This window comes from Calothrix sp. PCC 7507 (genome assembly GCF_000316575.1).
In the GTDB taxonomy this organism is placed as follows: domain Bacteria; phylum Cyanobacteriota; class Cyanobacteriia; order Cyanobacteriales; family Nostocaceae; genus Fortiea.
Genome location: NC_019682.1, coordinates 4,487,899 through 4,500,923, shown reverse-complemented (window position 1 = coordinate 4,500,923; position 13,025 = coordinate 4,487,899). Strand labels below are relative to the sequence as shown.

Here is a 13,025-nt window from a genome sequence, read left to right as displayed (position 1 = left end):
GCTCAATATTTTGTTACAATGCTTACAGACGAGGACGCTTGAAAACCCACTAGCCATGACCCAAAACCTATCTCAAAAGCCCATTGTGATTGCTCCGTCCATCCTATCAGCCGATTTTAGTCGTCTGGGTGACGAAATTCGAGCCGTAGACGCGGCTGGAGCAGATTGGATTCATGTTGATGTAATGGACGGCCGTTTTGTACCTAATATTACAATAGGTCCTCTGGTTGTGGAGGCGATTCGTCCAATTACGACAAAGCCACTGGATGTCCACTTGATGATTGTGGAGCCAGAAAAGTATGTTGAAGGCTTTGCAAAGGCTGGTGCTGATATTATCTCAGTACATGCAGAACATAACGCTTCCCCCCACCTTCACCGCACTCTTGGTCAAATCAAAGAACTCGGTAAAAAAGCGGGAGTGGTACTCAATCCTTCAACACCTTTGGAACTGATTGAATATGTACTCGATCTAGCTGATCTAGTGCTGATTATGAGCGTTAACCCTGGCTTTGGCGGTCAAAGTTTTATTCCTGGGGTTTTACCTAAAATTCGCAAGCTGCGTCAGATATCTGATGAACGCGGTCTTGACCTTTGGATTGAAGTCGATGGCGGACTAAAGGCAAATAATACCTGGCAAGTTTTAGAAGCTGGTGCTAATGCCATTGTGGCTGGTTCGGCTGTGTTTAACGCCAAAGACTATGCTGAAGCAATTACATCTATTCGTAATAGCAAGCGTCCCACACCAGAATTGGCAAAAGTGTAAGTAACTCAAGTAGGGTTATCCACTATTCTAAATTAGAAAGGCAAGGGCGATCAATCAGGCGATCGCCCTTTATTATTGGTGAGTATTTAATCCATTTTTTATAAACATTATTTGAATTATTATAAGTAGTTTTACTTAATTAAAAATCTAAATTTATTAATAATTATTTTACAGTTCTAATACAAAACATTCCCAATTTTATGCATTGAAATTTTTTTAGGTAGTGAATTAAAGTTTTGATAAAGATAAACTACCACAGTAGCGTATCTACGGATAAATTGACTATTGTTAACTAAGTAATAAGTATAGCGGTTTTCAGATCAGTGACTTACATCTTGCACCAGTTGCAATAATCCATTTTTTGTAGGGTGGGCACTGCCCACCATTGCCTAAAACCCCTATGTTTGTGTCGGTGGGCAATGCCCACCCTACGGTTATTGAGAATGGTGCAAGATATCAGGTGAGGTATAGTTTTCAATCGCAAAGCCTGTAGGGGCGAGGGTTTCCCGCCCTCGATCGTATTGCATCCGCAAAACTTATTAAGAATAGCTATTTTAGTTTTTCATATGAAAGCCATCTCAACCAACTCTTTAAAAAACAACACTAACCAATTTTTATTATTGGCAATCGGTACGGCTTTAATAGCAATTCATTTGACTTTAGTCTGGAGATCTGAAGACATTAACTTATTCTTTAATAGTATTCTGTTCTGGATGGCAGTATCTTCTTTTGTCGGGGAAAAACGCTCTAGCTTAAATCTAGATAGCGGCATCACATCCAGCATTTTAGGTGTATTAATTATTGTATTTTCCTCTTTACGAATTTCATCCTTAACACCTAGTATAAATAATATCTGGCTTACTTCCTTTCCTTTCTTTTCAGCTTTAGGTCTGGCTCTAATGGCTTCCGGTGTTAAGGGATTAAAGCAATATCAAAAAGAACTAATGATATTATTTTTTCTCATTACACCCAGATTATTAATACTTCTATTGCCAACAATTGATTTATCTATTGTGACAGCAAAATTTTCCACAATTATTCTTTGGTATACAGGGTTTCAAATTGTTCAATCTGGGGTGACAATTTCTTTTCCTGAAGTTGGCAAAGGTATAGAAGTATATCCTGGATGTTCTGGAACAGAACAAATTATTCAGATACTAGGAATCGCAATACTTTTTATCTCAATGTTTCCCCTTTACAAGTGGCAAAAAATATTAGCGCCTATTTTAGCCGCTACCTTAGCATTCATGGTCAATGCAGCAAGAGTTGCCCTAATGGCTATATTTGTAGCTAGAGGTAATAACAATTTATTTGAATATTGGCATACCGGAAATGGCTCTCAATTGTTTCCAGTTTTTACCACACTACTTTTTGGGTGTTTCTGCTGGTTCTTCTTTTTGAGAAATGAACAAGAAAATCAAGATTATACCCAGGTCTAAATGTGATTATGCGCTGGCAACATTTCCGTCTTACTCTGCTGCTTCTAACTTTTAGTAGTATTCTTTTACTTTTGGGAAAAGTTATCTGGTTTCCTGTCTCCAATAAATCTAATCTTACTTCCTTTGTTTTTCCTGAAAAAATACCTTTACCACAATGGCAACAGGTAACTACTAGCCTTGTACTTCAACCAGCACCAAAAAAAATTGAAGTAACTTCTGAAAAGTCTTATCGCTATATTCAAAATCACTTACCTATAGATATTGAAATGCGATATGTAGCCAATGGAGATGTGCCTTTATTTATTAAGAACTTTACCACTATTTCTACTTCTGCAATTGTGCGTCAGCGTGAAGAAATTGGCTTTTACGGTCTTGGTATTGATAAGCAGCGAGCCTATCTAAGTGCCTGCATTAATCCGCGTGGAGAAAGTACTTTTACTATTGAACAATTTAATCAAAACTTATATAACCTGGACTCTAAACATATATTATCTTGGTTACAAGGTAAGGGAAATCTTAAAGATAGACGTTGTCTTTGGACACATTTTTCTCTGACTTTAGATAACTCTTCTCCTGAAACTGCTTACCAAAAACTGGAGAAAGCTTGGTTTTCCTGGTATCGCTGGTGGCAACCCCGCTTTCCAGATAATGGATTTAGTGAGGTAAAAAAATAAGGTTTAGGGTTTGACAATTTCGATATTACAGCGTTTTTAAAGTAAATCGAGTAAGTAAGTAGATGGGCATAAATAAATATAATACGTTCTGTCATTGCGTACTCCTCCGGAGAAGCAATGACATCTTACGTTTAATTACACCTACCTACTTAAGTCGGCACAATCAAACCAAACTGTGTAAAGAAAAGTAAACAAGGCTCAAATACTTTCACAGCTTAGTTCTTGCCCATCTGGTTTTTTTCCAAAAAATAAAAAATAAAGTCGCACTAACTAAAGCCCCAAGATTCCATTTTACAGAACTTTTAAGCAAGTTCAGATTCCGAGAAGATTGAGTCGCTTCTGCTTGAGTTTTAATTTGTGTTTTAGCTTGAGATACTTGTGATAAAATTTGACTTTTTTGATTCTGGATATTTTTAGTATCTAACGGGCGATTTTGTGCTTTTAAAAAATCATTTATCTGCTCAGGTGTAGCTTGACTCACTCGCTTTTCTATTTGTTCAGCCTGGGATATTTGTTGCTCGGATAAAACATTAATTTGATAAGTATTTTGTTTACTCAGTCGAATAGTATTACTGACACTCAAAGGAATTAGTAGTATGAATAACACTCCCAATAATAAGGTTAGCCAAGATAAAAATCTTAAACCTAAGAATTCCCATTTACTTCGTGAATATAGATTTCCATAAAATACTAGTGCTAACCCAATTAAAGGTACTGGTACTCGTTCAACTATGGCCCCAAAGGTATTAAATTCCCAAGCTGGATTCATAAAGCTTGGTGTAACAAACATCTCAATTATGTCAAACGCTGCTAATAGCAGCAGTCCGTAGCCAAGGATTCGCAAAATCTTTATTGAGCCTACTTGGCTAAAGGAGAAATCCTGTAGTTCCTTGACTAAAGACAAGAGTTGCTGTTCGTTAGTTGATTTAGTCATGTTGCTGGCAAAATAAACAGAATAATTTGAATTGAGCAGAATTAAATATTTTTGGCAACAGGCTTGTCACACATAATTTTAGTTACATCGGTAGGCTGGAGTTACCCACCAAAACCCAGACATAACGGTTTACAGATCAGTGGGGTACAGGTTTTAAGATCCCTCCCTTGTATTGCATCCGACCTAGAACCGCTATATATTACAATGAAATACCTTAAGATACGGAAGAAGATATTAAGTATTGAGTGATAATATACATCAGAATGTAAAGCCTGTATGAATTTACTTTAGTAATGAAGTAATTTATTTATCTTTTTTATACCAGAAATCTGGGCGCATCCACTTTTGGAAGAAATACCGAGCGATTGGAAATCGCTGCTACACAAACTCTCGTCCGCCTGCGCGGGTTTAGTTTGTATAGCCCCAGGCTTCTAGTCTGTTCGCGGAGCGTGCGCTGTCTTCGCAGGGCGATTTGCTAAAACGGAAACGGGATGCTCCCAGAAATCTGGACATAATTTACTACGCTCGTCAAAATGGGCAAAAAATAAAGGTGGGTTGTGGCCACCTTTAACTTCAACTTTTACCAACTCAATTAATGATTGTGACAGATGAGTTTTCCTCAAAGCTGGGAAAAGCCCACCCCTATGCTTTTTATATCAGAAATTACATAGTAGAGACGCTATAAATAACGTCTCTACGGGGGCTATATGACCCTATTATCCCAGGAGAAATGGATAAAAAGGATATAGATGCGATTTTTACTCACCTGATATTTTCTGCAAAAATGGGATATATCCTAATAGTTTTTGCAAAAGACATGATTTTTAGTCAAGCTTTTTCTTGACATTATCTTTCACATCTTCAAGACCTTGACGCACTTCGCTTTCGGCTTGTTTTGCTTTACCTTCAGCTTTATCTTTTGGATCTCCTGTAACGTTTCCTACAGCTTCTTGAGCTTTACCTTCAATATTTTTGGCTGCAGCTTTTGCCTTTTCTTCTAAACTCATTTTTTTGCCCCTATTTTATTAGACAACTTGTTTGTTCTTACTTTCATACGTTAACTTATAACTTTTACTACAGCCTTCTGCCACAGGATATATTATTCGTCTATGCTGAAAGTAAGAGAAAAAATACAAAAATTATATTCTTGTAGGTGAGATATTCTAGATCTAGAATATCTCTTTTTTTGAACTACTACGTAGGATGGATATTGCTTACAAAATTACGTTTTGGTGGGCATTAGCCAACGCCAGTTGATCCACTTGGGGAGAAGACCGCACTAGCTCCCCTGAAGCTACTTAGATTTTTTCAAAAATCAAATAGGAGTCCTCTAGTTGTAATGCTTGTTAAGCATGTTATTTCTCCATCAAATTAATTATTATCAAGATACACTGGAGCGCAGAAGTCGAGAATTTAACTTCTGGCTATTTTTTACATAAAAAAACCTGATTTCGCAAGGAAACCAGGTTATAAAGCTATGGGAATGATTTTTAGGTTTAATCTAAATAACCCATTAGACTTTCAGAATTATCAATATCATTAGATGCTATTGGACGATTACCAAATATTGAATAGTTTTCAGCAACTACCAAGGAACTGGAGGCAATAGGACGAATTCCAGAGAGGTTCATAGTGCTAACAACTTGGATGGTGTTAGCACCAATGGGGCGAATTCCCATTGAGTTATAGGTGCTAACTACGTGCAATTCACTGGTGCTAACAGGGCGCACTCCAGCAATTGAGAGTTTCTCAGCAACTTCCAGGTCGCTCGGACCAATGGGACGCACTGCTGCTATTGCTAGTGTCTCTGGAGTTTCCAGTTTCTTAGAAGATTCTGCACTTTGCTCGACTTTATCTGTACTCACGCTGCTACCTTGATTATTTTCAACTTCTACTGTGGTGTCCCCTTTGAGCTTGGTATGCTTTTGTCTGGGACTGGTGGCTTTGCCAGTGCCGCTAATGGTCATCAATTAACTCCTCATGGTTGTTAACTAGTTTTTTACAATAAATGAACAGACATGAATTTTTTCTGTATATATGAGAGTTTAACCTTAAAAAACCTGGCATAGATATAAATATCTTTAAAACTTACACATAAGTAAAACTGAACAGTTAAATTTTGTTAAGAAATATTTCTATATGTTTGTTTAGGCTAATAGATACTACGGGGGTAGAGCGGTATCGCTAGTATGAGAAAGGGTATTTACAGCAAAACTGTATGACTGATTTTCGTCTTCAAGCACCCTTTAGTCCGACAGGGGATCAACCAAATGCGATCGCCCAACTTACTGATAGTATTCAATCAGGTAATCGTTACCAAACTTTACTGGGAGCTACGGGAACTGGCAAGACGTTTTCAGTAGCCGCAGTTATTGAGAAAGTTGGTAAACCTACTTTGGTGCTAGCTCATAACAAAACTCTCGCTGCACAGCTGTGTAACGAGTTACGCGAGTTCTTTCCCAAGAACGCCGTGGAGTATTTCGTCAGCTACTATGACTATTATCAGCCAGAAGCGTACATTCCTGTCACCGATACTTATATTGAAAAGACAGCGGCAATTAATGATGAGATAGATATGTTAAGGCATTCAGCGACGCGATCGCTGTTTGAACGCCGTGATGTCATCGTCGTTGCTTCCATCAGCTGTATCTACGGTTTGGGAATTCCAGCAGAATACCTGAAAGCTGCGATTCCCTTGCAAATAGGGATGGAAGTTAATCAACGCCAGATTTTGCGTGCTTTAGCCAATGTGCAGTATAGTCGCAACGATATAGAAATGGGGCGGGGAAAATTTCGCGTCCGGGGTGATGTTTTAGAAATTGGCCCAGCCTACGAAGACAGAATCATTCGGGTGGAATTTTTTGGCGATGAAATCGACGCAATTCGCTACATTGACCCGGTGACGGGTGAAATTATCAGCAGTATGGAAGCTGTAAATATTTACCCGGCGCGTCACTTCGTCACTCCAGAAGAAAGGTTAGAGGTGGCTTGTGCTGATATAGCAGCCGAATTAAAACAGCAAAAAGCCAACTTAGAGTCAGCCGGAAAATTATTAGAAGCACAACGTATAGATCAACGAACACGCTATGACTTAGAAATGTTGCACGAAGTTGGTTACTGTAACGGCGTTGAAAATTATTCCCGCCACTTAGCAGGAAGACAAGCCGGAGAACCACCAGAATGTTTAATTGATTATTTTCCTAAAGATTGGCTATTAGTTATTGACGAATCTCACGTTAGTGTCCCCCAAATTCGCGGGATGTATAACGGCGATCAAGCCAGGAAAAAAGTTCTAATCGATCATGGATTTCGGCTTCCGAGTGCGGCTGATAACCGTCCTTTAAAAGCAGAGGAATTCTGGGAAAAGGTGAACCAATGTATTTTTGTTTCGGCTACCCCAGGAAGTTGGGAATTAGAAATTTCTGAAGGTCATATAGTTGAGCAAGTAATTCGACCAACTGGTGTAATTGATCCAGAAATTTCTGTCCGCCCTACAGAGGGACAAATCGATGATTTGTTGGGAGAAATTAAAGACAGAGTTGACCTCCATGAACGAGTGTTAATTACCACATTGACTAAGCGCATGGCGGAAGATTTGACAGAATATCTACAAGACCATAGCATTCGGGTACGATATTTACATTCGGAAATTAATTCCATTCAACGCATTGAAATCTTACAAGATTTGCGCGAAGGTAAATTTGATGTTCTGGTGGGTGTAAACTTGCTACGGGAAGGTTTGGATTTACCCGAAGTTTCCTTAGTTGCAATTATGGATGCAGATAAAGAAGGGTTCTTGCGAGCCGAGCGTTCCTTAATTCAAACTATTGGTAGAGCCGCGCGTCACATCCGAGGACAAGCGATTTTGTATGCTGATAATATGACAGATAGCATGATTAAAGCTATCGATGAAACTGACAGAAGGCGTGGTATTCAGACGGCACATAATCGGATGCATGGAATTACACCACAACCGATTATTAAAAAGTCGAGTAATGCGATTTTGTCTTTTTTAGATGTTTCCAGACGGTTGAATGCAACTGATTTAAAAATTGTCGATGAACATATAGAAGAATTACCACTAGACGAGATTCCAGCCTTGATTATTTTGTTAGAAGCGCAAATGAAAGAAGCAGCGAAGAAATTAGAATTTGAAGAGGCAGGAAAATTGCGCGATCGCATTAAACATCTGCGGGATAAAATGCTGGGACGTTAACAAAATAGAATTCAGGAGTCAGTCGCCAAAATTATCCAATTGAATATCGCCTATGCTAATCAATGGCTTATTTGCGAAGAATCAGAACTCAGGCTGCAAGGAACTTGCTACTGGGAATACCTCACCGGCAACCTCAGTGAAAATCGCCAGTCTGTCAGAATCCGAATTGCCCGATCGCAACGCCTCACCCCAGAATCTCTGCTAACCTTAATGGAGAATGTCAAAACAGGAGAGTGGTCATGACCCCTGAAGTCTTGTCAAATTCCGCCCAAGTTCGTTGGGTTTCGTTCCTCAAGCCAAGCTACTAAACTACAAAACTTAAGGTTTTTAGCTCTAACTGAACCGTATTGCACTAAAAACAAGCTTCTGAATTAGATAAACAATCGTTTGTACTAAGATTGAGATACCAACCATTGTTGGAGTATTTCCGTATGTCTTTGCAAGAACTGAAAGAGAAAGCCTACCAACTCTCTGTGGGCGATCGCCTCGCCCTTATTAGTGCTGTTATTCAATCATTGCAAAATACGCCTCCAATCGAGAACTGGCAGTATTTAGTGCTTCGTCCTCACCCTTGGCGTAGGCAACTTTATATTAAAGGGCGTAAACTACTTGCGTCAACTGTTTGGCAAGATATGACTAGTAATCAGATGTCGCCAGAGCAAGCAGCCGAAAATTGGGATTTACCATTGTCTGCTATCTATGAAGCACTTCATTACTGTGAAAGCCATCAAGGTTTACTGAAACTAGAAGCAGACGAAGAACGCCATCGTTTGGAAGCAAAAGGAGTTCCACTTGAGCCTACGAATGCTGCTTGACGAAGATTCTCAAGCAAAGTACTTGGTCAACCTTCTTCAAGCAACAGGTCATGATGTAGTCACAGCCAACGCAGTAGATTTAATGAACCGTCCAGATTCAGTTGTGTTAGATTTTGCCAGACGAAATGAGCGAGTGTTACTGACACGCAATTGTAATGACTTTCAAGAATTGCATCATTCTAACCCAGTACATTCAGGAATTTTGGCAGTTTACCAAGGTTCTGATGCATCCAAGAACATGAATTATCAGGAAATTGTCAAGGCGATTGTAAACTTGGAGGCAACAGAATATGCGCTTAAAAATCAGTTTGTTATCCTTAATCAGTGGAACTATTAATTCACCAGCATTCTGCAAAGCCTTTGGCAATCGCTGACCACGAACGTTAATATCGACTAAGCTCTCGGCGATCGCATTAAACATCTGCGGGATAAAATGCTGGGACGTTAGTGTGAATCTTATGCTCAAAAATATTCGCCTAATTAGCGTTCGAGAATATCACCAAGAAGCGATAATGGATCAGATGCTATTTACGTTTTAAGAGTGTGGTAGCCATGACTGAGTTACTGGAGCGTGCGTAGGCGTAGCCCATCGTAGACATCGCCCAACGGAAAACTCTACCTGTTGCTGAACAGGCTGCGTAGGCGTAGCCCGCCGCAGGCATCGCTGCTCGTCTCCTTGCCGAGATGGAGGATGAGCAAAGATGGAAGGCTCAGTTTGAATCTACAACAGATGCTCAGTGGGATCGTCTAGCTGATATGGTAAGGCAGGAAATTGGCGCTGGCGACATCACTCCTCTAGGTGACGCTTTTCCCTCTGAGCAATGAAGTCAAGCGTTACGAAAGTATTTCGCAAGAAACTTAATGAGCTTCCTGCATAAGTTCAAGAACAAGCTGCCAAAGCCTACGCTCTTTGACGTTCAGACCCTTACCACAACAGTCTTCAGTTCAAACGAGTTAGCCAGCGCCAACCAGTATATTCTGCTCGTATTAGTTTAGACTACCGCGTTCTTGGCTTGTTGCAGGATAGATCACATTTATTGGTTCTGGATTGGTGCACATGCAGAGGAATATACAGAATATTTCCATCTATCGGCCGAAAAAGGATAATATCTAGAAAATTTCTAGCTCTCCAGCCCTAATTATGTATTTATACGTAAAATTTATGTACAATTTGAATATTGTGGAGCTCCAGACAAATTCTGAATATCATGATTAGAACGCTTGTAACCCTTGATTTTGGTGAATCGCTTAGTAAATATTAAGTAGAGTGTGTTAATGCTATGTAAAGATTTGAGCGTTTGAGAAAGTATGAATTAGCTGTAACGCACCACTAAATGCAACGCTTTAGACGCTGTTTTAAAATACACTAAATTTTAAGGTTTACTTCATAAATCATCTCTTAGACTTTAAATCACTAAGGTAAATAGCAAATAGAATCTATTAATTCATGGAGACAATTCATGGCAGAGGCTAGACTTAGAAAGCAACCTAATTCAAACTATGGAAAATCCAAAGTGATAGCTGTTACAGATGGATTAAATTCATTATGCTACATGACACCCTCAAACTTGACTGATATTACTACAACAGTTAAAGAATGGCAGAAACAAATCAAAGCAAATCCGAAATTATTTTCTACTAACTATACTAAATTTCTTTCTTCAAAATTTGCTCAGGTAAACATAACTTCCCTTAAAACATTTACACTTAACTCTTATGTTGATGGAATCTTAAACTCGTATGAAGAATTTGAAAATTCTATCTCCGAAGCCGACGATCTATCTGATTTAAGATTTTTGAGAGGAGATGATGCTACTATCTATTCACTTGCTACTGTAAGAAGATCAAAACGTCTTTTGAATTCATCTTGTGCCACTTTAAATGAGCCTATGCCTTGGCTTGATTTTTTTCTTGTTAATCCAATATTTCTGAATCAAGGGATTGGAAAATTAACTATTCAGTATATTATTGCAGATATAGGTCATAGAATAGCGTCGCAAATTTATGTTGATAGTGCAGGTTTTTTTGAGAAGCAAGGCTTTAAACTAGTTATTTATAATAAACATTATGATGCCGATTTTTATATAGCTGAAAATCTTACCTCGCCTTTAATTGTTTATAATATTTCAGTCAGTATACCTGATGGTGAATATTGTAATCGAGTTATTGATGTAGCTTGTTCTTCAAATCAAGGTATAGAATACGCACTTTCTAAAGTTAAGCAGGTTTATCCTAATTCTTCTGGAGTGTATTGGGAGGATATAGAAAGCAATAAAATCTATTCTGTAGGAGCAGATGGCTCGGTGGTTGAATATGATTCAAATAGTACTTAAAAATTTAGGGTTTTGGTGTAAAGAGAAAGTTCATATATAGGTATAAGCAAGAGATAGGCTCAAAGCAGTAGGCAATCAGTAACTTGACTACTCAAAAAAAGGACTAACAATTCACTGTACCAGACGGCAGATTTGAGCATATGGGCTTTGTTTCCAGGCTTCTTTTTGTCGTCTGTACGTCGTGATTTGTGCCATTACAGCACTTACGGCAGCTATGAGGTACATTCCAAAATTGAAAAGCTTTGATAGGAAAGGGCAAGGAGGAAAACTGTATTGCATAATAGCCGGAAGCGCTGTATACTCACCGTTGTTCTCCGGCTTTTCACTGAATTTATTACATTTTGAAGGATGGAAATGGAAAGAGTTATAGGAGTTTTGGATCATGAATGAAATAAAACAAGAGATTGATAATTTGATAAACATTTGTCAGGAAGAATTTACACAAGCTTATATTGATTATCGTAAAAACCCCAGCTTGGGTCATGTTATAAGGGATCAAGAAATTCCTAACACACTTACAGCTATCCTCCAATTTAAGTATAATTATCCAAATTATTCTCAAAAAATTGACAGTTGGCTGCAATCTCTTAACAACTGTCGAAGACAGGAAATATTGAACAATTTTGACGGATGTATGAATAGAATAAACTCATTAAAACAGATATTGAATTAATCCAGTGGAGGGACAAAAGCCGCTTGTGGAGGTGACAAGGTTGCTTACCGCCCGCTGATTGGGAACGTTGGCTGGCTGAGATTATTTTTTGTGGCACGACTGGACAGTTTTATTTTAGAGGCGATCGCCAGAAAGCATCTGGGAGATAAAATGCTAGAGCATTAGTGCTTGGTTAGGGTAGCAATAAAGAGAACATCCTTTTTTCGCTATCCTAGAAACGTAACTCATTCCCCGATCGCTACAATGGTTGCTTTACCCGACAACATTTTGATGAGTGCAGAAGAATATCTGGTTTGGGAACCCACCCAAGAAGAACGTTACGAGTATTGGGATGGGGAAGTTGTGATGATGAGTGGTGCTACACGCAACCATAATCGGATTTCTGGAAATTTCTTTAAGCTCTTAGATGATGCCCTAGCCAATCGCTCCTGTGAAGTCTACATTGTAGATGTGAAGGTGCAGGTAGAACCAGGGCAAAAATATTTTTATCCAGATGTGGTGGTGACTTGCGATGAGCGAGATACCGATCCACAATTGGTACAATTTCCGGTTTTAATTATCGAAGTGCTATCACCTTCAACAGAAGCAGCCGATAGGGGGAAAAAGTTTGCCAAATATCGCCAATCTGCAACCTTGCAAGAATATGTCTTAGTACAAGTAGCTCAACCGAGTTTAGAAGTATTTCGACGCAACGAACAAGGAAAATGGGTGCTGTCGGAGTATAATTTGGACGATATATTGCGACTGGAATCAGTGAATGTGGAAATAGCGATCGCTGATTTGTACCGACAAGTGCAGTTTGAAAGCGAAGCAACCGGCGAAAATTGAATAATCGCCTACAATAGCGATTCTGATTACGGTGTGCGTCACCGAACAGCCCGTCGTAGACATCGCCTCCAAAGCATACGCAGGATCAAGGCTTAAAAAACTACCAAGTAGGATCGCTAAACACATTGATCACCAATTCCTCACGCCCTAGTGGTACTGCGGAAATACAGGCGCGGATGATATCTCCATCCTCCAATTCCACAGTACAGGCATGACATGACCCCATCAAACAACCAGTGGGAATAAATACTCCAGCGCGTTCTGCTACATCCAAAATGGCTTCGCCCACTTCGGCATCTACTGTAATATCATCTGGTAAAAAGCGGACGCGGACATTCATGAGATACCAG

13 protein-coding genes are annotated in these 13,025 nt (G+C 39.2%); 9 read left to right on the top strand and 4 right to left on the bottom strand.

Going from position 1 to position 13,025, the window contains the following annotated elements; translation table 11 throughout:
* Positions 1-55: 55 nt before the first annotated feature.
* The 3 genes from rpe (at position 56) to CAL7507_RS19230 (ending at position 2,876) form a co-directional block, all read left to right on the top strand.
* The gene (gene rpe / locus CAL7507_RS19240; RefSeq protein WP_015130160.1) at positions 56-763 is read left to right on the top strand and encodes a ribulose-phosphate 3-epimerase; all 708 of its coding nucleotides are present in this window, start codon (positions 56-58) and stop codon (positions 761-763) included.
* Between the two features lie 566 nt (positions 764-1,329).
* On the top strand, positions 1,330-2,202 hold the full coding sequence (gene crtA, locus CAL7507_RS19235) for a cyanoexosortase A (RefSeq protein ID WP_015130159.1): 873 nt from the start codon (positions 1,330-1,332) through the stop codon (positions 2,200-2,202).
* An 8-nt stretch (positions 2,203-2,210) separates the two neighbouring features.
* A complete protein-coding gene (locus tag CAL7507_RS19230) occupies positions 2,211-2,876 on the top strand; it encodes a cyanoexosortase A system-associated protein (RefSeq protein WP_015130158.1) in 666 nt (221 codons plus the stop codon).
* Positions 2,877-3,084: 208 nt separating this feature from the next.
* Here the strand turns inward: CAL7507_RS19230 and CAL7507_RS19225 are convergent, their stop codons facing one another.
* From CAL7507_RS19225 to CAL7507_RS19215, 3 genes are all read right to left on the bottom strand, one after another.
* Entirely contained in the window at positions 3,085-3,810 is a 726-nt protein-coding gene (locus CAL7507_RS19225; protein ID WP_015130156.1) for an HpsJ family protein, read from the bottom strand.
* Between the two features lie 824 nt (positions 3,811-4,634).
* Positions 4,635-4,817, bottom strand: a complete 183-nt coding sequence (locus CAL7507_RS19220; RefSeq protein ID WP_015130155.1) for a CsbD family protein — start codon at positions 4,815-4,817, stop codon at positions 4,635-4,637.
* Between the two features lie 489 nt (positions 4,818-5,306).
* Positions 5,307-5,777: a hypothetical protein gene (locus CAL7507_RS19215; RefSeq protein WP_015130154.1), complete on the bottom strand. Its 471-nt coding sequence runs from the start codon at positions 5,775-5,777 to the stop codon at positions 5,307-5,309.
* Positions 5,778-6,028: 251 nt separating this feature from the next.
* Between CAL7507_RS19215 and uvrB the strand changes: the two genes are divergently transcribed.
* The 6 genes from uvrB to CAL7507_RS19170 all read left to right on the top strand — a co-directional run bounded on the left by uvrB (position 6,029) and on the right by CAL7507_RS19170 (position 12,675).
* Positions 6,029-8,026 (top strand): excinuclease ABC subunit UvrB, encoded by a 1,998-nt coding sequence (gene uvrB, locus CAL7507_RS19210; protein ID WP_015130153.1) that lies wholly within the window; start codon positions 6,029-6,031, stop codon positions 8,024-8,026.
* Between the two features lie 39 nt (positions 8,027-8,065).
* Positions 8,066-8,269 carry a DUF4365 domain-containing protein gene (locus tag CAL7507_RS19205; RefSeq protein WP_236556780.1) on the top strand — a complete coding sequence of 68 codons (204 nt, stop codon included), beginning with the start codon at positions 8,066-8,068 and terminating at the stop codon, positions 8,267-8,269.
* A gap of 188 nt (positions 8,270-8,457) precedes the next feature.
* Positions 8,458-8,841 carry a hypothetical protein gene (locus CAL7507_RS19200; protein ID WP_015130152.1) on the top strand — a complete coding sequence of 128 codons (384 nt, stop codon included), beginning with the start codon at positions 8,458-8,460 and terminating at the stop codon, positions 8,839-8,841.
* A complete protein-coding gene (locus tag CAL7507_RS19195; protein WP_015130151.1) occupies positions 8,831-9,178 on the top strand; it encodes a DUF5615 family PIN-like protein in 348 nt (115 codons plus the stop codon). Before CAL7507_RS19200 ends, CAL7507_RS19195 begins: the two co-directional genes overlap by 11 nt.
* A 1,123-nt stretch (positions 9,179-10,301) precedes the next feature.
* Positions 10,302-11,174, top strand: a complete 873-nt coding sequence (locus CAL7507_RS19185) for an N-acetyltransferase (protein ID WP_015130149.1) — start codon at positions 10,302-10,304, stop codon at positions 11,172-11,174.
* A gap of 916 nt (positions 11,175-12,090) precedes the next feature.
* Positions 12,091-12,675 carry a Uma2 family endonuclease gene (locus CAL7507_RS19170; RefSeq protein ID WP_015130147.1) on the top strand — a complete coding sequence of 195 codons (585 nt, stop codon included), beginning with the start codon at positions 12,091-12,093 and terminating at the stop codon, positions 12,673-12,675.
* 100 nt (positions 12,676-12,775) lie between these two features.
* Here CAL7507_RS19170 and CAL7507_RS19165 read toward each other — a convergent pair whose 3' ends face one another.
* Positions 12,776-13,015, bottom strand: a complete 240-nt coding sequence (locus CAL7507_RS19165) for a 2Fe-2S iron-sulfur cluster binding domain-containing protein (protein ID WP_015130146.1) — start codon at positions 13,013-13,015, stop codon at positions 12,776-12,778.
* Positions 13,016-13,025 lie beyond the last annotated feature (10 nt).